Genomic DNA, 19,891 nt, shown 5'->3' on the forward strand with positions numbered 1-19,891 from the left:
TCCCCGGACTAGTTCTGTTTCGTGCCTGCGGCTTCCGCCGGATATTTGCCGAGCAAGGCCTCGACCAGCTTTGAAAAGCCGATGCCTTTCGACGATTTGATCATCACCACGTCGCCGGCCTTCAGCGTCGACAACAGCAGCGGCTTCAATTCCTCGGCGCCGGCGCGGTATTCCGTTTTGATCTCGTCGGGCAGGATGTCTGCCAGCGCCCGCATTTCCGGACCGCCGAGAAAGACCGTGTTTGTGCCGGTGCCGACGATCAACTCGGCAAGGGCTGCATGGAGCTTGGCCGAATGGTCGCCGAGCTCGAGCATGTCGCCGAGCACGGCGATGCGCCGGCCCTCGCCCGTGACAGGCGTCGCGTTGAGCAGCGCCATGGCAGCAGCCATCGAGGCCGGATTGGCGTTGTAGCTCTCGTCGATCAGTGTGATCGGTCCCTTGGGGTGGCGAAGCATATGGCGCTTCCCACGGCCACGCTCGGCCGACAGATCGGCCAGTGCCAAGGCCACCTTGCCGATGTCGGCTTCAACGAGATGCGCCGCGCCAAGAACGGCGAGCACATTCTGCACCATGTGGCGGCCAGGCGCGCCGAGCCGGGCAACGACATCCTGACCGCCGATCCTGGCGGTGATATCGGAATGATCGGCATGCAGCTCGCATTTGGTCAGCTTGTAGGTCGACCGTGCATTCTCGCCGAAGCCAAAGACATGTTCGACGCCGGCGGCCCGCGCCATCTTGTCGAGCAGCTTCCAGCGCGCATCGTCGCGGTTGAGCAAGGCCGCACCGCCGGGCTCGATGCCTTCGAAAATCTCGGCCTTGGCCTTGGCGATCTCGTCGAGATTTCTGAAGAAGCCGAGATGCGCCGCGGCAATCATCGTGACGATGGCGACATGCGGCCGGACCATCTTGACCAACGGCCGGATCTCGCCGGGATGGTTCATGCCGATCTCGAACACAGCATAGTTGCAATTATCCGGCATGCGCGCCAGCGTCAGCGGCACGCCCCAATGATTGTTGAAGGACTGCGCCGAAACATGCACCGTGCCGACGGCCGACAGCACATGACGCAGCGCCTCCTTGGTGGTGGTCTTGCCGGCCGATCCGGTCACCGCGATGATTTTTGCGCTGGAACGCGCGCGGGCGGCGACACCGAGTTTTTCCAGCGCCGCCAGCACGTCCTGCACCACGATCATCGGCGCCGTCAGCCGCCCGAGCGACGGCAACTTGCCCTCAGCAACGACCAGCACGCCGGCGCCGGCCTTGATCGCCGCGGTCGCGAAGTCATGGCCGTCCATCGCCTCGCCCTTGATGGCGAAGAAGGCGTCGCCCGGCTGCAGGCTGCGGCTGTCGATCGAGATCCCCGAAATTCCCTCCGGCATCGGCCCGAGCGGCCGACCGCCCATGGCGTCGACCAGCGCCTCGGAAGTCCAGAGCACGCTCATGCGGCCCGCTCCCGCAGCGCCGAGCGGACTTCTTCGTGGTCGGAGAACGGAAAAGTCTCGGCGCCGGTGGTCTGGCCCTCTTCATGGCCCTTGCCGGCAACGATCAGCGTATCGCCCGCTTTCAGCATGGCGACCGCTTCGTGGATCGCCTTGCGGCGGTCGCCGATTTCAATGGCGCCGGGCGCGGCCGCCAGGATCGCGGCACGGATCGTTTCCGGCACTTCCGAGCGCGGATTGTCGTCGGTGACGATGACGACATCGGCGAGCCGCGTGGCGATCTCGCCCATGATCGGCCGCTTGCCCCGGTCGCGGTCGCCGCCGCAGCCGAACACGACGATGACGCGCCCGGTGGTGAATGGGCGCACGGCGGCCAGTACATTTTCCAGCGCATCCGGCTTGTGGGCATAGTCGACATAGACGGGCGCGCCATTGGCGGTGGCGCCGACAAGGTCGAGCCGTCCCGGTGCCCCCTGAAGTTTCTCCAACGCCATCAAAGCTTTGGCGACCGGCGTTCCGGTGGAAATGGCCAGCCCGGCCGAAACCAGGGCATTGGCGATCTGGAAGTCGCCGGCGAGCGGCAGGTCGATCTCGTAGAGCACGCCGTCAGCTTCGACCTCGGCGCGCTGGCGGTGGCGCTCGTGCTCGACCCGCTTCAGGCGCAGGAAATCGCCATGGCGGCCGACAGTCAGCACATTGAGCCCCGCGGCCTGCGCAGCCTGGATGGTCGGCGCCGACCACGGATCGTCGGCAAAGATGACCGCCGGCGCGCCTTTCGGCAGCAGCGTGTCGAACAGGCGCAATTTGGCGCGATGGTAGTCCTCGACCGTCGGATGATAGTCCATATGGTCGCGGCCGAGATTGGTGAAACCGCCCGCGGCGAGCTTGACGCCATCGAGACGGCGCTGGTCGAGACCATGGCTGGAAGCCTCCATCGAGGCGTGTGTGACGCCGGCCTCCGCCAATTCCTTGAGCAACTGGTGCAAAGCCACCGGATCGGGCGTGGTCAGCGAACCGTAGTCGTTGCGGCCCGGCGCCACCACGCCGGTGGTGCCAATGGACGCGGCGGCAAAGCCGGCCTGCTCCCAGATCTGCCTGGTGAAGGCGGCGACCGAGGTCTTGCCTGCGGTGCCGGTAACCGCGACCATGGTCTCCGGCTGGCTGCCGAAGAAACGTGCCGCGCTCAGCGCCAGCGCCAGGCGTGGGTCGTCGACGCTGAGCACCGGGACGGACAGGCCGGAAACGGCGCTGGCGTTGCCAACGACAACCGCCGCTGCGCCGCGCTTTGCCGCATCGGCGGCATAGGCCGAACCATCCGCCTTGCTGCCGGCGAGCGCGAAAAAGACCACGCCGGTCTTGACCGTGCGGGAATCCGACGAAATCCCGGTTACCTCCACATCGCGGGAAGATGTTCCCTCGACAGGCAGGATACCGGCTAAATCTCTCAGGTGCATCGAACCCCGTTTATCTCAACAAAATGGCGCGCAGTTGCCGGCGCGCCCTAAGAATCACTGATAGGAAACCAGCGTTGCGCCATTTTCATGGCTGAAATCTGGCTTCACGCCAAGCATGGCGGCTGCCCGCCTGATGATGTTTCCGGCCATGACACCCGCATTGTTGGCGGCAACGTCGGTCATTCCTGGCTTTTCCGGGTGCGGAGCGTCAGCGATCGTAAACACCAGATATTGCGGATCGTCCATCGGGAAGGCGGCGACGAAGGTGTTGAAATTCAGTTCCTTCGAGTAGCGGCCATTGATGACCTTCTCGGCGGTTCCGGTCTTGCCGCCAACGCGGTAGCCGGGGGCCCTGGCGTTTCTGGCCGAGCCCTTCTCGGCATTGAGCGTATAGAGGTAGCGCATGCCCTCCACAGTCTTTTCGCTGACCACTCTCTTGGCCGCCGCCATGGCATCCTGCTCGCTGCGGACCAGGAAAGTCGGCGGGATCAAATAGCCCTGCATCAGCGCCGCGCAGCCGACGGCCGCCTGCAGCGGCGTCGTCGACACGCCATGGCCGAAGGCGATGGTGAAGGAGTTGACCTGCTTCCAGACCTTCGGTTCGGTCGGGCGCGCGACCTCAGGCAGTTCGGTCTGCATCCTGTCCAGAAGGCCAAGGCGATGCAGGAATTCGCGGTGCCCCTCGATGCCGACCATTTCGGCCTCACGCGCCGATCCGATGTTGGAGGAGTAAAGGAACACCTCCGGCAATGACAGCACGCGGTTCTTGCCGTGGAAATCGTGAATGGCCTGATGGCCGACCCGGATCGGATGCGAGGCGTCGAAACGGCTGTTCATGTTCGCCTTGCCGGAATCGAGCGCCATGGCCGAGGTAAAGCTCTTGAAGGTCGAGCCCATCTCGTAGAGGCCGGCCGACATGCGGTTCAGGCGGTCCTTGTCCTGCGCATTGAAGGGATTGTTCGGATCGAAATCCGGCACCGAGGCCATCGCCACCACTTCGCCGGTCTTGATGTTGAGCACGACGGCGCCGGCGCCCATGGCGCGATAGCGCTCGAGGCCGGCGGCAATCTCGTCGCGCACCACATGCTGGACGCGCAGGTCGATCGACAGCTGAACCGGCTTCAGATCCTTGGCGATCGCCAAGCCTGAGGCCTGCAGGTCGCTCAGGCCCTGCTCGTCAATGTACTTCTCCATGCCGGAGATGCCCTGATTGTCGATGTTGGTGAGGCCGACAATGTAGGACGAGGTCACGCCGGCAGGATAGAAGCGGCGCTTTTCGGTGCGAAAGCCGATGCCGGGAATGCCGAGCTGCATGATGTCGGCCTGCTGCTTGGGCGTCAGCTGCCGCTGCAGCCAGACGAAGCCGGCGCCGCTCTTCAGCTTGTGATAGGTCTGCTCGGGATCAATATCTGGCAGAATGGTCGACAGCTTTTCGATCGCCTCGTCAGCATCGACGATGCGGCGCGGCTCGGCAAACAGCGATGCCGTCTTGATGTCGGTCGCCAGCACCTCGCCGTTGCGGTCGACGATGTCGGGACGCGACGCCGTCACCCGGCTTTGCGGCCCATTCGACATGTCGGGGGACTGGAAACCGAGATAGACCAGCCGCCCGGCGATGGTCGAATAGATGCCGAAGAACACCGCCATCGTCATCACGATGCGGGTCTTGGCCTTGCCGCCGGTCGCCTTGCGCGCGCCTTCGACCACGATGGAGCCGTCCTCGCCGGTCCGTGCGCGGCGCTTCAGCAATTTGCCGACCGACGGAAGTTTGGCGCGCATTGGAAATCCAGCGATCATTGGACGATGGCTCCGGTGACCACGGGATCCTTGTCGGCTGGTCCTTTGCCGGAATTGTCGGCCATGCCGCCAAGCCGTTGCGACGACAGGTCCTCGATGTTGAGCGGTTTTGCCGGCAGGTCGTCGAGCCCGACGATCTGCCGCGCATTGACCGGCTCGAGTGCGAGCTGCGATTTGTAGATTTCAGCCAGCTTCTGCAGGCGCGACGGCTGGGTCAGCAGGCTCCAGTCGGCCTTGAGCAGGTCGATCGTGTCCTCCTCATAGCGGATCTGCGCCTCGATCTTCTGCACCGAAGCCAGCTGTTCCTCGGCCTCGCGCTTGGCCTTGTAGGTCAGGGCCGCGGCCGAGACCATGACGGCGATCAGGACTATGTCGCTGGTTCGAAACACGTATTCACCTCTCTCGCGGCGCCTGGATGCCGGGAAGCTTTGGAAGGCCGAAAATGGTGAGATCACCGGCGCGCGCCGGCGCCTCGGTGCGGATGGCGGTACGCAGCCTGGCCGAGCGCGCCCGCGGATTGGCAGCGACCTCGGCATCGCCTGCCGTCACGCCGCCACCAGCCTTGCGGAAGGTCGCAGTGCGCGCGTGCGCCTCGGGCAAATGACGTGAGCCGGTGGCGACGTCGGCGCGGTCGGCGATGAAGCGCTTGACGATGCGGTCTTCCAGCGAATGGAACGTCACCACCGCAAGCCGCCCGCCGGGCTTCAATACCCGCTCGGACGCCACCAGAGCCTTGGCCAATTCGCCCAACTCGTCATTGACGAATATGCGCAGCGCCTGGAAGACGCGGGTGGCCGGATGGATCTTGTCTTTCGGCGCGCGGCCGATATGCGTCTCGATGGCGTCGGCGAGATCGAGCGTACGCTCAAACAACCGTTTTTCGCGGCGGCTCTCGATCATACGGGCAATGCGGCCGGCGTTACGCTCTTCGCCAAGGAAGCCGAAGATACGGGCAAGGTCGCCTATCTTGAACGAATTGACGACGTCGGCAGCACTCAAGCCCGCCTGCGCCATGCGCATGTCGAGCGGCCCGTCGGTGCGGAACGAAAAGCCGCGCTCGGGCTGGTCGACCTGCATGGAGGAAATGCCGATGTCGAGGACAACGCCGTCGGCGCTTTCGACCTGCTCGTCCAGCGTCGAAAATGGCGCCTGCACCAGCCTTAGCCTGCCGCCGGATTGCTGTTCCAGGCCGCGCCCGGCGGCAATCGCATCGGGATCGCGATCGATCGCCACCACCGAGGCGCCGCTCGCCAGGATCGCCTTGGTGTAGCCGCCGGCGCCGAACGTGCCGTCGACGATCACATCGCCTTCTTTGGGCGAGAGCGCTTCCAGCACTTCGGCAAGGAGGACCGGAATGTGGCGGACCGGTCCGCCAACGGCGCTGAGATCATCGCCGTGATCCGCCATCATTCCGGCCGCTCCCCAGCCTTGCCCTCGTGAGCCTTCGTCCCCTGCCGAAGCTGCAAAAGCCGGGCCCGCGCCTGCGCCCCATAGGCGGCCAGCCGTCCAGGCTCCCAAACTTGAAAGAAATTGCCACGGCCGACAAAGGCCACTTCGCTTGTGATGCCCGTATGCTCGCGGATGAAATCGCTCATCGTGATGCGGCCATCCTGATCGAGCTTCAGGAACGTCCCGTCGCCATGGCAGAAGAACGACATATCGTCCGCCGTCTGCAAAAAAGGGTCTTCCAGCGCGATGCGCTGTTCGTAGCGGTCGAGCAGATCGAGGCCGCCGACGTCCATCGCAGGCACGTCCAGTCCGCGCAGCGCGTAGAGCTCCGAATAGCCGCGTTTCTGCACGACAGCGCGGAAATGCGCCGGAACGGAGACCCGCCCCTTCGCATCGATCCTGTTCACCGCGCTTGACAGAAACCGGTCCATGACACGCTGCAGCCGCTTCCGCCGCCGCACCCCTCTCCATGTTTTCGTCCGCGCCGAAGCGCGTCCCCTGCCGAAAATCCGCTTCGATCCCAGCGGCAAAACCCCGCAAACGCACAGCCGCCGCGGCTGCCCGATTGGCGTACGCTTTACCCTGACGCGGAACGAAGGCTTTGGTTTCGAAATGGGATATCATGGGGTACTATGGGCGTCAACGGGAACAGGCTTCACAAACGCGCGCGCCACAACCGGTGAGAGCAGCTCTGACAACACTCCCGTCTTTATCTCCCATTAAGCCTAACGAACCGTTTAGAGCGGGCTGGCCCAAGCGGAAGCGGCTTGCCGCGCATCACTGCCGCGAATAGCGTCGTCAGTCTTTTCGCTGAGCAACAAGGTCAGAAATCCATGTCTGAAACAGCCAGGTCCCGCGCGGCCTCCCTTGCCCATCTGCGTCGCGACGGACTTGCCAAAGGCGACCCCATCCCATTGCCGCTGACCATGGCCGCTATTTTCCACAACCCGGGCGACGGCGCCGGCTACAGTCAGTACGGCCGTTACAGCAACGCCACCTGGGATGCAGTCGAGCACATGCTGGCGCATCTCGAAGACGCGCCATGCGTCGGCTTCCCCTCAGGAATGGCGGCAATCTCGGCGGTGTTTTTCGGCCTGTTGAAATCCGGCGACCGCGTGCTTTTGCCTTCGGACGGCTACCATGCCACACGCGCGCTGGCCGAACGTTTCCTCAAGCCCTTCGGCGTCGCCTATGATCTGCGGCCGACAGCTACATTCCTCGACGGCGGCTTCGACGGCTACCGCCTTGTCTACGTTGAAACCCCGTCAAATCCGCGATTGGACATTTGCGACATCACAGCGGTCGCCGAGGCCGCGCACCAAGCGGGCGCGATCGTCGTCGTCGACAACACCACGATGACGCCGTTCGGCCAGCGCCCGCTCGATCTCGGCGCCGACATCGTCGTTGCTGCCGACACCAAGGCGGCCAACGGGCATTCCGACGTGCTGTTCGGCCATGTCGCCAGCCGCAATCCAGACATCATCGCGGACGTCACCGGCTGGCGCGAGACCGCGGGCGGCATTCCCGGCCCGTTCGAGGCTTGGCTGGTGCATCGCGGCCTGGAGACGCTGGAGGTACGCTTCGACCGCATGTGTTCTTCTGCCGAGGTGATCGCGAAGCGCCTGAAAAACCATCGCGCCGTTAGCGGCTTGCGCTACCCCGGGCTGGAGGGCGACCCGTCGCACAACCTCGCCCGGGCGCAGATGGAGCGCTTCGGCTTCCTCATGTCCTTCGAACTCCTCTCCCAGGAAAAGGCCGAGGATTTCATCAACAACTGCACGCTGATGCAGGCGGCAACGTCGTTCGGGGGTGTCCACACCTCCGCCGAGCGGCGGGCCAAGCGAGGAGATTCGGTTCCGCCCGGCTTCGTGCGCCTGTCGGTGGGCTGCGAGCCGGTGGAAGAACTCTGGCAGGCGATCGAGGCATCGCTGGACAAGATCGGCATCTGAGCTGGCGGTTAGGTCACCAAGTCGTCGGCGCCAATATCGCGCCTGCCGTGCAAAACGCGGACGATCTCGATCGCGTCTTCGCCCATGCGATACAGAGTGACATATTCGCCGACGATCAGATGACGAATGCCGGGCGCGATATCATCGCGCGGCGCACCTGAGAACGGGTGCAAGGTGAGCAGTGTCCAGCGCCTCTCCAAAGCGTCCACAAGGCGCATGGCTCCCTTTGGGCTATGTTCCGCAATGTAGTCACCGACGCCTTCGACATCTGATATCGCCTGAGGAAGCAGCCGTTTCACTCTTCCGAGCCTGCAGCTACCGACATCCTGTGATATTTGGCTCGCAGCCGGTCCATGAAGGGCTGGCCGTCCACCGCCGGTCCGCTGTCGATCCCCTCCTGAACCAGCCTGCGCAATTCCTCGACCGTGTAGCCGAGAAGATCGCGGCGGTCTTTCCATTGCCGCAGCGCATCACGGATGACTTCGCTGGCCGAGGCATATTCGCCGGCGGCCACGACATCGTCGACCGCCGCCGCCAGTTCCGGCGAAAGCGTGATGCTGCGTTTGTCGACGTGACCCATGATGCGCTCCTGATCAAACCATGACAATCATGGTACGATTAAATCGTACCAGCTTCAAGGATGCGTTTGTCTCGACCCCAGCATGCGTACTTGATTCAATCGCTCAAGCACCTGAATCGCCAGCTGCGCCCGAAGGCGCAGACTGCTGATCCAAAGGATTAATCGCGATATGAGGGAGAAATTGCCAGCTGGCCTGTAAGCCGGGTTTTGTATGGCCCTCGCCCCTTTCGGGGCGAGAACGTGGCGGCCATTCATCTTGGGCGCATGTTGCCATGCGCCTCACGCAACCTACCCGGACGGTGAGCCGGAAACAGCCCTCGAAGGTTTCCCCTCGCACCGTCCCTATTCGGTCTTGCTCCCGGTGGGGTTTACCGTGCCGCTCCTGTTGCCAGTCGCGCGGTGGGCTCTTACCCCACCCTTTCACCCTTGCCCCGATAAATCGTGGCGGTTTGCTTTCTGTGGCACTTTCCCTGGGGTCGCCCCCGCCGGCCATTAACCGGCACCGTGTCTCCATGGAGCCCGGACTTTCCTCACCCGCAGCCTTTCGGCTTTGCGGGTGCGGCCGCCCGGCCAGCTGGCAGAGCGTATAAAGGGGTTCACGTTCCAAAACGCAAATGAAAAAGCAGACTTTATGCCGGCGATCCCAATGCCGCCAACTGCACCTTGACCTTGCCGCAATACGCCGCCGACACCGGGTTCATCCGCGTCGCGGCATGGCCGGCATTGTATTTCAGGATCGTGCCGCAGGTGGTGCCGCCGCCGAGATTGCGCGCCATGGCAAGGTACTTCATGCCGTATTTGATGTTGGTGTCGGGATCGAACAGACCCTTGGCCGAGCCGCTATACCCCATCATCCGCGCCGTTGCCGGCTTGATCTGCATCAGGCCGATTTCACCCGCGCTGCCGACGATGTTCGGCCGGTAGTTGCTCTCGATCTTGATGACCGCCTGGGCCAGCGACACCGGCACGCCTTCGGCCGCAGCATAGCGGGCAATGATTGCCGAATACTGGCCGCCAAGCGCGGCTGCCGCAGTCGACTCCGCAGCGGTGCTTGGGCGGATCGATGCGGTCGTCGTCAGGTCGACGCTCTTCCTGTTGCGCTTAAAATGCCTCTTGGCCGTGGCTTTTCTGGCCTTCACCACGGCTGCTTTGCGCACTTTCGCGGTGATTGCTCTTTTTGCTTTCGGGTTTGCCTTCGTCATGGTGGCTTTGGCGGGTGCGGCGATGAAGCCCTGGTCTGCCCTCTGGCTCAGTGGTGCGGCATCGGCCGTGCTGAAGGCAAAAGTCATTACGCCGACAGCAATGGCTGCCGTTACAACGGTCAATTTCTGCATGTGGTCCTGTTCTGTTTGGCCGCGCGAAGATCTTCACGCAGCAAGCCTAATCAATATCGGAGCATCCGGGGGGCTGGAGGTCCGATAACTTGCACGAACCGCCTTTGAGGGCGGAATTTGTGTCGAACAAGGCGAGGCAATTCACTTTCAGTGACAGGCTGTAACTTGAATTTCAGAAAAAGATTATTTAGAGGCAACTGACCTAAGGGAAGTCAGCAGGCTTTGCAGCGTGCTAGACGTAGAGCCGTCGGCGACACCATCCACCCGGCGCGGTCGGAAATGCCGCTGAAAAGCTTCGACGACGATTTCGGTCTGGCGGTCGAAGACACCTGATATCTCGACGCCATAGCCATAGAGCGCCAGCATCGACTGCAGTGCCTCGACCTCGGCGCCGGTATCGCCGGCTTTCAGCACCGCGCCGCGCCGGACCGGCGCCGCAGGCACGAGATGGCCGACCCCGGCCGCAAACAGCGCATTCCAGGGGAATTTCTCGCCCGGGTCGATCTTGCGCCCCGGCGCGATGTCGGAATGGGCAAGCACCCTTTGCGCCGTAATGGAATGGCGTTCGATGATACCAAGGCAAAGCCCGATCACCGCTTCCACCTGCCGCTTGGGAAAGGCCGAATAGCCGAGCGAATGGCCGGGATTGACGATTTCGATGCCGACCGAACAGGAGTTGATGTCGCGACGACCGAACCAGGAACTTGCACCGGCGTGCCAGGCGCGGTCGCTTTCGCGCACCATCTGGATAATGCGACCGTCCTCATGGACGAGGTAGTGCGACGAGACTTCGCTTGCGGGGTCGCACAACCAGGCTTCCGCGGCAGCACCCGTCGCCATGCCGGTATAGTGCAGCACGATCATGTCGGGCCTGAGCGTTTCGCGTCGCGGGCCGAAATTCGGCGATACCCTGACCTCCGCGCTTGGCTCGTCGGGCGGGAAGCCGCTCATGCGTGCCTGAGGCCCCGCTCGATCATTTCATAGGCCGCGTTGATCGCCGCGACCCTGGTCGTTGCAATCTTGATGAATTCCTGCGGCAGGCCGCGCGCTATCAGCCGGTCCGGATGATTGTCGGAGACCAGCTTGCGGTATCGTTTCCTGACCTCCTCGAACGGTTTGCCGCGCTCAATGCCGAGCACGATATAGGGATCGCCGGCGCCGAGATTGACGTGCCTGGCCATGATGGCTTCGTAGTGCACCTCGTCGATGCGAAAAATCTCGGCAATACGGTGCAGGAAAATCCCTTCGCGCTCATGCACCAGCCCATCCGCCTTGGCGATATGGAACAGACCGTCGAGTATGTCTTCCAGCATGACGCAGTTCGAATGGCCCGAGCCGCACATCTGCGCCATACTCTCGGCATAGGTCTCGAACCCGGCGACGTCGCGCTTGGCCAGATCGTAAAGCCGCGCCACATTGCGGGTCTGTTCTCGCGGCACCTCGAATATTTCCTGGAACGCGCGAACCTCGTCCTGGGTGACGATGCCATCGGCCTTGGCCATCTTGGCTGACAGCGCAATCATCGCCACAGAGAAGGCGACGCGCCGGCGCAGATCGGCGTCACCGGAGAAAACCGTGCGCACGGCCTCGACCACATCGGCGACGCCGGACGTGGCTGAAGATGAAACGCGGGTGATGAAGTCGCCGAGGCGATCCCAAATCGACATGAGCGCTTATTAGGGCCGCCGGCTATTGCTATCAAGCCAAGACAGCGCCGCAGGATCGATTTACGCAAGCAACCGACGCGTCAGATCCCAAACCGTAGGAAAGAGCCGGTTCAAGGCCCTTGAGCCCCGAATCGACCTAAACGCAGGAAGGCCGGCGCGAAGCCGGCCTCCTCTCTCGTCACGTCAAAGTGACCGAGACTGCTGCTACTGCGCGGGGGCAGGAGCAGGTGTTGCCGGAGCCGGTTCTGCAGGCTTCGGTGCATCCGGCGTCGCCGGCTTCATGGGCTCGGCGGCTGGCGGATTGGTGCTCTGGGTGGTGGTGTTATCCGTAGCGCTGTCGCTGCAGGCGGCAACGCCGAACAGGGCCAGGGCGGAAACGGAAGCAAGAATGAGCTTTTTCATGACATCTCTCCTTCAACACACGCTCACGTTGCGGTGAACGGTCGAAGGCAAAATGCATCAAACGGCCATGAGTTTCGTAACGTTGCGTTTCCTGATGTAACATCCGCGCACTATCGATTGCGGGCCGGGCGATGCCGAACTAACAGTCTGGACCCAAATGCAATGCCGGAGTTCTGCGTGGACAAGAAATGGGATTTTTGGATCGACCGCGGCGGCACCTTCACCGACGTGATCGGACGTGATCCGCAAGGGGGGTTGCATCCCAGGAAATTCCTGTCGGAAAATCCCGAAGCCTATCCCGATGCGGCCCTACACGGCATCCGCGAGCTTCTGGGGCTGAAATCCGGCACCGCTATTCCTCCGGGCCTGGTCGGTGACGTCAAGATGGGTACCACCGTTGCCACGAATGCGCTGCTGGAGCGCAAGGGCGACCGTGTGCTTTTGCTCATCACCAAGGGCTTTCGCGATGCGCTGAAGATCGCCTATCAGGCGCGGCCAGACATCTTCGCCAAGGAGATCGTCCTTCCGGAACAGCTCTACGAGCGGGTCATCGAGATCGACGAGCGTGTGCGCGCCAATGGCGAGGTCGAGCGCCTGCTCGACATCGCTGCCTGCCGCCCCGCCATCGAACAGGCGAAGGCTGACGGCATCGATGCGGTGGCCATCGTCTTCATGCATGCCTGGAAATATCCCGACCACGAGAAGGCGGTGGCGAAAGTCTGCCGCAAGATCGGGTTCAGCCAAGTCTCGGTCAGCCATGAAGTCTCGCCACTGATCAAACTGGTCGGCCGCGGCGACACCACCGTGGTCGATGCCTATCTGTCGCCGATCCTGTCGCGCTATGTGCAAAGGGTGGCGGGAGAACTGGGCGCGACGCCAATCTCCCCACTTGTGGGGGGTGAGGAGCGGTCGGCCAAAGGCCGAGAAAAAGCCAACGATTTGGCTTTTTCAGCGACGAATGCCCGGAGCCATAGCGAAGGGCAGTCCGCAAAGCGGCCAGAGGGGGTTCTCTCAGGAGGCACCACCAAAGCGTCGAGCACTGCCGCGGCGACCCCACCCGGCGGCTTCGCCGCCACCCTCCCCTCGAGGGGGAGGGAGAACCCTCGCCTGATGTTCATGATGTCGTCGGGCGGGCTTACCGCCGCCGACATGTTTCAGGGCAAGGACGCGCTGCTGTCCGGCCCGGCCGGCGGTGTCGTCGGCATGGTCGAGACGGCGAAACTCGCCGGATTCGAGAAAGTCATCGGTTTCGACATGGGCGGCACCTCGACCGACGTCGCCCATTATGACGGCGAGTATGAGCGCGCCTTCGACACCGAGGTCGCCGGCGTGCGCATCCGTGCGCCGATGATGCGCATCCATACCGTCGCTGCCGGCGGCGGCTCGATCCTGCACTACGAAGCCGGCCGTTTCCGCGCCGGCCCGGATTCCGCCGGCGCCAATCCTGGCCCCGCCGCCTACCGGCGCGGCGGCCCGCTGGCCGTCACCGACGCCAATGTCATGCTGGGCAAGCTGCAGCCCGATTTCTTCCCGGCAATTTTCGGCCCAGGCCAGGACCAGCCGCTCGATGTGGCCGCCGTGCGCAAAAAATTCGCTGCGCTGGCCGTCGAAATCGGCGATGGCCGCACGCCGGAAGCCGTCGCCGAAGGCTTCGTCACCATCGCGGTGGAAAACATGGCCAATGCCATCAAGAAGATCTCCGTGCAGCGCGGCTATGACGTCACTGAATATCTCTTGAACTGTTTTGGCGGCGCCGGCGGCCAGCATGCCTGCCTGGTTGCCGACGCGCTCGGCATGGAGGCGGTACTGATCCACCCCTTCTCCGGTCTGCTCTCAGCCTATGGTATCGGCCTGTCGTCGGTTTTCGCGTCGCGCCAGCAGGCGCTCCTGAAGCCGCTTGCCGAAGAATCCAGGACCCAGATGGGCAGCCTCATCGGCACGTTGAAAAAAGCCGTCATCGCCGAATTGGTAGCGCAAGGCATCGCCGAGGACAAGATTGCGGCAAAGCCGGTGCTGCACATCCGCTATGACGGCACCGACACCACGCTGCCGGTGAATTTCGAAGGCGACTCGATCTTCCAGGCCAGGCGCGATTTCGAGATCGCCCACAAGGCGCAGTTCGGTTTCGTCTATGACGACAAGCCGATGATCGTCGAGACGCTCAGTGTCGAAGGCAGCGAAATCGCCGAGACCAGGGCCGAGGCCATTGCGCCGGCCGGACCGGCACGGGTTGAAGCCGGCGCTTCCGGAACGCGGCGCATCTACACCGAGGGCCGGTGGCACGAAGCCGGCATCCATCGTCGCGAAAATCTGCGCCCATCCAACCTGGTCGCAGGCCCCGCTTTGATCATCGAGCCGAACCAGACCATCGTCGTCGAGCCGGGCTGGCGGGCCGAAATCACCAACCTCAATCACGTCGTCATCCGCCGCACCGAACGGAAAGTGCGCACGGCTGCCCTCGGTACCGAAGCCGATCCGGTGATGCTGGAGGTCTTCAACAACCTCTTCATGTCGATCGCCGAGCAGATGGGCGTCACGCTGCAGAACACCGCCTATTCCGTCAACATCAAGGAACGGCTGGACTTTTCCTGCGCCGTCTTCGACCGTCATGGAGCGCTGGTCGCCAACGCGCCGCACATGCCGGTGCATCTCGGCTCCATGGACCGCTCGGTCGAAACCATCATCCGGCTGAACTCCGGCGACATCCATCCCGGCGACGTCTTTGCGCTGAACGCCCCCTACAATGGCGGCACGCATTTGCCTGATATCACCGTGGTGACGCCGGTGTTTTCCCTCCCCCTTGAGGGGAGGATGGCCGCGCAGCGGCCGGGTGGGGTCCTCTCAGAAGGCACCACAAGAGCGTCGAGCACTGCCGCAACGACCCCCTCCGGCGGCTCCGCCGCCACCTCCCCCTCAAGGGGGGAGGAAGTAATCTTCTACGTAGCCTCACGCGGCCATCATGCCGATATTGGCGGCACTGCCCCCGGTTCGATGACGCCGCTGGCCACCACGGTCGACGAGGAAGGCGTGCTGTTCGACAATTTCCGCGTTGTCGATCGTGGAAAATTCCGCGAGGCGGAGTTGCAAACGCTGCTCACCGACCATCCTTATCCTGCCCGCAACCCACACCAGAACATCGCCGACCTCAAGGCGCAGATCGCCGCGAACGAAAAGGGCGTGGCGGAATTGCGCAAGATGGTCACCCATTTCGGCCTCGATGTCGTTGAAGCCTATATGGGCCATGTCCAGGACAACGCCGCCGAAAGCGTGCGCCGCGTGCTGGAGCGACTGCCAGATAGTTCCGAGTACGAATACCCGACCGACACCGGCCAGGTGATCAAGGTGAAGATTACTGTCGATCGGCAAAAGCGCGAGGCGACCGTGGACTTCACCGGAACGTCGAAGGTCGAGAAGAACAATTTCAATGCGCCCGAGCCCGTCGCCCGCGCCGCCGTGCTCTATGCCTTCCGTGTCATGGTCGAGGACATGATCCCGATGAATGCCGGGTGCCTGCGGCCGATCAACATCATCATCCCCGAAGGCTCGATGCTGAAGCCCGCCTACCCCGCCGCCGTCGTCGCCGGCAATGTCGAGACCTCGCAGCACGTCACCAACGCGCTGTTCGGCGCCATGGGTGCCATGGCCAATGCGCAAGGCACGATGAACAACCTGACCTTCGGCAACAAGCAGTACCAGTATTACGAGACCATCTGCTCCGGTTCGCCGGCAGGCCGGATGAACTCCGGCCGCGGCTTTGCCGGGACATCCGGCGTCCACACCCACATGACCAATTCGCGCCTGACCGACCCGGAGGTGCTGGAATTGCGCTTTCCCGTGCTGCTCGAGGATTTCCACATTCGCGAGGGCTCCGGCGGCAAAGGCAAATGGGATGCCGGTGACGGCACCAGGCGGACGATCCGTTTCCTCGAAAAGATGGAATGCGCCATCCTGTCCTCGCACCGCAACCGCCCGCCGCAAGGCCTTGATGGCGGCGGTGACGGCGAGGTCGGCTCGACCAAGGTCCGCCGCCAGGACGGCAGCGTCGAGACGCTGAAGGCCTGCGACCAGACCGTGCTCGACGGCGGCGACGCCGTCATCCTGACGACGCCGACACCGGGGGGATTTGGCAAGGCCTGAACTCGCGTCAACAGCCTGTCACCCGCCTGTCATGCCCCTGAGTTACCCGCTTGCGGCAAAGCAAATGGGGAATCACTTTGCCATGACGGACGTCTCCTCGGATCTCGTTTTTCGCCGCGGCAAGGAAGTTGGAAAAGCCGTCTACCAGAACCGCCCGATGTCGCAGGCCGGCCTTTCCGAACGGCTGTTTGCGCTTCTGTTTTCCGGTCTCGTCTATCCGCAGATCTGGGAAGACCCTGAAGTCGACATGGAGGCCATGCAGCTTGGCCAGGGCCACCGCGTCGTCACCATAGCGTCGGGCGGCTGCAACATCCTCGCCTACCTCACCCGCTCGCCTGAACGCGTCGATGCGGTCGACCTCAACGCCGCCCACATCGCCTTGAACCGGATGAAGCTGGAGGCGGTGCGGCATCTGCCCTCGCAGGGCGATCTGTTCCGTTTCTTCGGCGCCGCCGACACCAACCACAATTCGCAAGCCTATGACCGCTTCATCGCGCCGCATCTCGACCCGGTCAGCCGCCACTATTGGGAGCGTCGCAGCTGGCGCGGCCGCCGGCGCATCACCGTCTTCGACCGCAATTTCTACCAGACCGGCCTGCTCGGCCTGTTCATCGCCATGGGCCACCGCATCGCCAAATTCTTCGGCGTCGATCCCGCCGGTATCATGGCGTCGAAGAGCCTCGCCGACCAGCGCCGCTTCTTCAACGAAGAGCTGGCGCGGGTCTTCGACAAGAAGCTGTTGCGCTGGGCTACCTCGCGCAAGGCTTCGCTGTTCGGCCTCGGCATTCCGCCGGCGCAGTACGATTCGCTGATCACCTCGGGCGATGGTTCGATGGCCAGCGTGCTGAAGGCCCGGCTGGAAAAGCTCGCTTGCGATTTTCCGCTGAAGAACAACTACTTCGCTTGGCAAGCCTTCGCCCGTCGCTATCCCAATCCGGGTGAGGCCGCCCTGCCCGCCTATCTAGAAGAGGCCAACTACAAGGCGATCCGCAACAATGTCGATCGCGTCGGCATCCACCACGCCAATCTGATCGAATTTCTGGCCGGCAAGGACGCAAGCACCGTCGATCGTTTCGTCCTGCTCGACGCGCAGGACTGGATGACGAACGACCAGCTCAATGCCCTTTGGTCGGAGATCACCCGCACCGCCTCGGTCGGCGCCCGAGTCATCTTCCGTACCGCCGCCGAGCCCAGCCTGCTGCCGGGCCGCGTCTCGATCTCGCTGCTCGACCAGTGGACCTACGAGGACGAGGCCTCGCGCGACTGTTCGGCCCGCGACCGCTCGGCCATCTATGGCGGCTTCCACCTCTATGTGAAGCGCGCGGCATGAGCGCGAGCGAGCTGCCGGCCGACCATGCCGAACTGATGGACGGCGTCTATCGCTGGCAACGCCATATCTACGACCTGACCCGCAAATACTATCTGCTTGGCCGCGACCAGATGATAGCCGGGCTGGATGTGCCGGCGAATGGCAGAGTGCTCGAACTTGGCTGCGGCACCGGCCGCAACATCGCGCTTGCCGCCCGCCGCTATCCCGACGCCCGCCTCTACGGCCTCGACATCTCGGCCGAGATGCTGGAGACGGCGAGCAAGGCGATCGGCCGCGACGGCCTGTCCGGCCGCGCCGTGCTGGCGCGCGGCGACGCCACCGATTTCGACGCCAAGACGCTGTTCGGCGTCGAGCGCTTCGACCGCATCTTCGTGTCCTATTCGCTGTCGATGATCCCCGGTTGGGAAAAGACGGTTTCGGCAGCCCTTGCGGCACTCGCGCCCGGCGGCTCGCTGCATGTCGTCGATTTCGGCCAGCAGGAAGGCTTGCCCAACTGGTTCCGGACATTGCTGCGCGGCTGGCTCAAGAAATTCCATGTCACCCCACGTGAATCATTGCGCGAAGTCCTGGAATCGGAATCTCGGCGAACCGGCGCAAGCTTCTGTTTCCGCGCGCTTTATCGCGGCTATGCCTGGCTGGCGGTCGTCAAGATCGCGCACTCTTACCTCCCCCTCGATGGGGGAGGTCGCGCTGAAGGCGCGGGTAGGGGTGAAGTGCCAGGCACCCCGCCCGGCGCTACGCCCCCGCCCTCCCCATCAAGGGGAGGGTAAAGGGAGCTAGCGCAGTGCCTTCATCAGCGCGCCGACCATCACCTGCGGCCGGTAGCCGAGCTTGGCCGGCGTCAACCCCAGCCGCACCACCACCAGTTGCTCCGACGGGATGATGGCGACCGTCTGGCCGTCATGGCCCTCCATCCAGTAGGTATCGTTGGGCAGGCCGGCGGCGACGCCGGCGCCGGGATTTCCTTCGTCCCCCGGGGCTTCGATCCAAAGTTGCCCCTTGCCGTAGACTTTCGAGGCCGGTGCCGGTTCGCGCATCCAGTCGACGAAACCGGCCGGCAGGATCTGGTTGCCGTTCCAGACGCCGCCCTGCAGCAGGAATTGGCCGAACCGCGCCCAGTCATGCCCCGTGGCATAGAGGTAGGATGAGCCGACAAAGGTACCCTCCTCGTCGGTTTCGAGCACCGCGCTTTGCATGCCGAGCGGCCCGAACAGCGCTGCCCTTGGCCACATCAGCGCCTTGTCCTTGTCGCCGATAGCATCCTGCCACAGCCGCGACAGCATCACCGCCGTGCCGCTCGAATAGGAAAAGACCTTGCCGACGTCGCCGGTCAGCGGCTTGGCCTCGGCGAAGCCCGCCATATCCGGTTCGAGGTAGAGCATGCGCGTCACATCGGCAACGTCGCCATAATCCTCGTTGAACTCGAGTCCGCTCGACATCGCCATCATATCGGCAAGGCTGATGGCGGCGCGGCCGTCCGCCTTCCATGAGCCGAACAGGCCCTGATTGGTCACCGCCATCTTGCCGTCCTTGACCAGCGTGCCGACGAGCGCGGCGTTGACTGTCTTGGTCATCGACCAGCCCAGCAGCGGCGTTTTCGCCGAAAAGCCGTCGCCATAACGCTCCGCAACAATGCGGCCATTTTTGACCACCACCACGGCGCGCATGCCGATGCCGGTCATCGCCGCACCGTCGAGGATCTTGTTGATTTCGGGATTTTGCGAGGCATCGACTCGATCTCCCTCGGGCCACAGATCGCCCTTGGTGGCCGCCGACGCCTCGGCAGGGATTGACGTGCGCCGTGCCTTGCCGACGTCGCCATCAGGAACCGAGGCGCAACCCAGGCCGGCGCGCGCAACGGCAACGCTCTTGCCGAGGAAGCCAAGCAGCCCGGCCGAGACGGTCCCCCTGTTCTTGTCGACCGACACCTTCATCAGCCTGAGAAGCGGATGGCCGGGCGCCTGCACGTCGATGGCAAGCACCTCATTGGGATCACGGCCGGCGATAAAAACATTCGAGCAGACAATCTTGGCGGAATAGCCGGAACCGACGCGGATCAGTTCGGGCGGCGCGACGTAGAGCCAGGTAAACAGGGCGGCTATGGCCAACACGACCAGGCCGAGCAGCCATTTGATGATCTTCACGGCGATCCGCATCTTTCCGTCCCTGCTTTTCCGCTGCCCGTGGCTTGCGGCCCGATTTATGTCATCGATTTGCCGCCATTGCTTCCGCAAAATCGGTGTTCTTGTCGAGCGCCGTCAACCTGTTATCAACCATGATCGGCGATCACTGGTGCATGTCGCCCAAAAGTGCGCAGCGGTTTTGGAACAACGACATGCACGAAAATAGCGTA

16 protein-coding genes, 1 other RNA gene and 1 pseudogene are annotated in these 19,891 nt (G+C 63.4%); 4 read left to right on the top strand and 14 right to left on the bottom strand.

Annotated elements, in window-relative coordinates:
- Positions 1 to 8: 8 nt before the first annotated feature.
- From NKL06_RS30600 to mraZ, 6 genes are read right to left on the bottom strand one after another with little or no spacing between them, the layout of a single operon-like run.
- Positions 9 to 1,442, bottom strand: coding sequence for a UDP-N-acetylmuramoylalanyl-D-glutamyl-2,6-diaminopimelate--D-alanyl-D-alanine ligase (locus NKL06_RS30600; protein ID WP_023690874.1), 1,434 nt, complete (start codon positions 1,440 to 1,442; stop codon positions 9 to 11).
- Positions 1,439 to 2,893 (bottom strand): UDP-N-acetylmuramoyl-L-alanyl-D-glutamate--2,6-diaminopimelate ligase, encoded by a 1,455-nt coding sequence (locus NKL06_RS30605; protein WP_023690873.1) that lies wholly within the window; start codon positions 2,891 to 2,893, stop codon positions 1,439 to 1,441. The genes NKL06_RS30600 and NKL06_RS30605 overlap by 4 nt, the downstream gene beginning before the upstream one ends.
- Positions 2,894 to 2,947: 54 nt before the next feature.
- Positions 2,948 to 4,672, bottom strand: a complete 1,725-nt coding sequence (locus tag NKL06_RS30610; protein WP_023690872.1) for a peptidoglycan D,D-transpeptidase FtsI family protein — start codon at positions 4,670 to 4,672, stop codon at positions 2,948 to 2,950.
- 14 nt (positions 4,673 to 4,686) lie between these two features.
- On the bottom strand, positions 4,687 to 5,079 hold the full coding sequence (gene ftsL / locus NKL06_RS30615) for a cell division protein FtsL (protein ID WP_023682142.1): 393 nt from the start codon (positions 5,077 to 5,079) through the stop codon (positions 4,687 to 4,689).
- A gap of 4 nt (positions 5,080 to 5,083) precedes the next feature.
- On the bottom strand, positions 5,084 to 6,100 hold the full coding sequence (gene rsmH, locus NKL06_RS30620) for a 16S rRNA (cytosine(1402)-N(4))-methyltransferase RsmH (RefSeq protein ID WP_023690871.1): 1,017 nt from the start codon (positions 6,098 to 6,100) through the stop codon (positions 5,084 to 5,086).
- Positions 6,097 to 6,570, bottom strand: a complete 474-nt coding sequence (mraZ, locus tag NKL06_RS30625) for a division/cell wall cluster transcriptional repressor MraZ (protein WP_023690870.1) — start codon at positions 6,568 to 6,570, stop codon at positions 6,097 to 6,099. Before mraZ ends, rsmH begins: the two co-directional genes overlap by 4 nt.
- A 402-nt stretch (positions 6,571 to 6,972) precedes the next feature.
- On the opposite strand from mraZ, the gene NKL06_RS30630 reads away from it, so the two are divergent.
- Positions 6,973 to 8,088 carry a cystathionine gamma-lyase gene (locus tag NKL06_RS30630; RefSeq protein ID WP_023690869.1) on the top strand — a complete coding sequence of 372 codons (1,116 nt, stop codon included), beginning with the start codon at positions 6,973 to 6,975 and terminating at the stop codon, positions 8,086 to 8,088.
- A gap of 8 nt (positions 8,089 to 8,096) precedes the next feature.
- Here NKL06_RS30630 and NKL06_RS30635 read toward each other — a convergent pair whose 3' ends face one another.
- From NKL06_RS30635 to NKL06_RS30665, 7 genes are all read right to left on the bottom strand, one after another.
- Complete coding sequence (locus tag NKL06_RS30635) at positions 8,097 to 8,387, bottom strand: type II toxin-antitoxin system RelE/ParE family toxin (protein WP_023690868.1); 291 nt, start codon at positions 8,385 to 8,387, stop codon at positions 8,097 to 8,099.
- Entirely contained in the window at positions 8,384 to 8,668 is a 285-nt protein-coding gene (locus NKL06_RS30640; protein WP_023690867.1) for a type II toxin-antitoxin system ParD family antitoxin, read from the bottom strand. Before NKL06_RS30640 ends, NKL06_RS30635 begins: the two co-directional genes overlap by 4 nt.
- Before the next feature lie 180 nt (positions 8,669 to 8,848).
- Positions 8,849 to 9,246: RNase P RNA component class A (rnpB, locus tag NKL06_RS30645), an RNA gene on the bottom strand.
- A 51-nt stretch (positions 9,247 to 9,297) separates the two neighbouring features.
- A complete protein-coding gene (locus NKL06_RS30650; protein WP_023690866.1) occupies positions 9,298 to 10,002 on the bottom strand; it encodes a lytic transglycosylase domain-containing protein in 705 nt (234 codons plus the stop codon).
- A gap of 183 nt (positions 10,003 to 10,185) precedes the next feature.
- Positions 10,186 to 10,953 carry an N-acetylmuramoyl-L-alanine amidase gene (locus tag NKL06_RS30655; protein ID WP_023690865.1) on the bottom strand — a complete coding sequence of 256 codons (768 nt, stop codon included), beginning with the start codon at positions 10,951 to 10,953 and terminating at the stop codon, positions 10,186 to 10,188.
- Positions 10,950 to 11,669 carry a J domain-containing protein gene (locus NKL06_RS30660; protein WP_023668261.1) on the bottom strand — a complete coding sequence of 240 codons (720 nt, stop codon included), beginning with the start codon at positions 11,667 to 11,669 and terminating at the stop codon, positions 10,950 to 10,952. Before NKL06_RS30660 ends, NKL06_RS30655 begins: the two co-directional genes overlap by 4 nt.
- 204 nt (positions 11,670 to 11,873) lie before the next feature.
- A complete protein-coding gene (locus tag NKL06_RS30665) occupies positions 11,874 to 12,071 on the bottom strand; it encodes a hypothetical protein (RefSeq protein ID WP_023729355.1) in 198 nt (65 codons plus the stop codon).
- A gap of 177 nt (positions 12,072 to 12,248) precedes the next feature.
- On the opposite strand from NKL06_RS30665, the gene NKL06_RS30670 reads away from it, so the two are divergent.
- The 3 genes and pseudogenes from NKL06_RS30670 to NKL06_RS30680 form a co-directional block, all read left to right on the top strand.
- Positions 12,249 to 16,208, top strand: coding sequence for a hydantoinase B/oxoprolinase family protein (locus NKL06_RS30670; protein ID WP_023807322.1), 3,960 nt, complete (start codon positions 12,249 to 12,251; stop codon positions 16,206 to 16,208).
- Positions 16,209 to 16,239: 31 nt separating this feature from the next.
- Positions 16,240 to 17,538, top strand: a complete 1,299-nt coding sequence (locus NKL06_RS30675; protein ID WP_031207996.1) for a BtaA family protein — start codon at positions 16,240 to 16,242, stop codon at positions 17,536 to 17,538.
- Positions 17,535 to 18,191: pseudogene (locus tag NKL06_RS30680) on the top strand (class I SAM-dependent methyltransferase); the annotation flags it as partial. The gene NKL06_RS30675 and the pseudogene NKL06_RS30680, both read left to right, overlap by 4 nt.
- Before the next feature lie 123 nt (positions 18,192 to 18,314).
- Here the strand turns inward: NKL06_RS30680 and NKL06_RS30685 are convergent.
- Positions 18,315 to 19,694 (bottom strand): serine hydrolase domain-containing protein, encoded by a 1,380-nt coding sequence (locus NKL06_RS30685; protein WP_023690860.1) that lies wholly within the window; start codon positions 19,692 to 19,694, stop codon positions 18,315 to 18,317.
- Positions 19,695 to 19,891 lie beyond the last annotated feature (197 nt).

Source organism: Mesorhizobium sp. C268A (assembly GCF_040324475.1).
Lineage (GTDB): Bacteria > Pseudomonadota > Alphaproteobacteria > Rhizobiales > Rhizobiaceae > Mesorhizobium.

What these genes read in the sequence shown, in the direction of transcription:
- NKL06_RS30600 (WP_023690874.1), bottom strand. Translation starts at nt 1,442, where the DNA reads ATGAGCGTGCTCTGGACTTCCGAGGCGCTGGTCGACGCCATGGGCGGT.
- NKL06_RS30655 (WP_023690865.1), bottom strand. Translation starts at nt 10,953, where the DNA reads ATGAGCGGCTTCCCGCCCGACGAGCCAAGCGCGGAGGTCAGGGTATCG.
- NKL06_RS30660 (WP_023668261.1), bottom strand. Translation starts at nt 11,669, where the DNA reads ATGTCGATTTGGGATCGCCTCGGCGACTTCATCACCCGCGTTTCATCT.
- NKL06_RS30605 (WP_023690873.1), bottom strand. Translation starts at nt 2,893, where the DNA reads ATGCACCTGAGAGATTTAGCCGGTATCCTGCCTGTCGAGGGAACATCT.
- NKL06_RS30630 (WP_023690869.1), top strand. Translation starts at nt 6,973, where the DNA reads ATGTCTGAAACAGCCAGGTCCCGCGCGGCCTCCCTTGCCCATCTGCGT.
- NKL06_RS30665 (WP_023729355.1), bottom strand. Translation starts at nt 12,071, where the DNA reads ATGAAAAAGCTCATTCTTGCTTCCGTTTCCGCCCTGGCCCTGTTCGGC.
- NKL06_RS30685 (WP_023690860.1), bottom strand. Translation starts at nt 19,694, where the DNA reads ATGCGGATCGCCGTGAAGATCATCAAATGGCTGCTCGGCCTGGTCGTG.
- NKL06_RS30610 (WP_023690872.1), bottom strand. Translation starts at nt 4,672, where the DNA reads ATGCGCGCCAAACTTCCGTCGGTCGGCAAATTGCTGAAGCGCCGCGCA.
- NKL06_RS30650 (WP_023690866.1), bottom strand. Translation starts at nt 10,002, where the DNA reads ATGCAGAAATTGACCGTTGTAACGGCAGCCATTGCTGTCGGCGTAATG.
- mraZ (WP_023690870.1), bottom strand. Translation starts at nt 6,570, where the DNA reads ATGGACCGGTTTCTGTCAAGCGCGGTGAACAGGATCGATGCGAAGGGG.
- NKL06_RS30675 (WP_031207996.1), top strand. Translation starts at nt 16,240, where the DNA reads ATGCCCCTGAGTTACCCGCTTGCGGCAAAGCAAATGGGGAATCACTTT.
- NKL06_RS30640 (WP_023690867.1), bottom strand. Translation starts at nt 8,668, where the DNA reads ATGGGTCACGTCGACAAACGCAGCATCACGCTTTCGCCGGAACTGGCG.
- rsmH (WP_023690871.1), bottom strand. Translation starts at nt 6,100, where the DNA reads ATGATGGCGGATCACGGCGATGATCTCAGCGCCGTTGGCGGACCGGTC.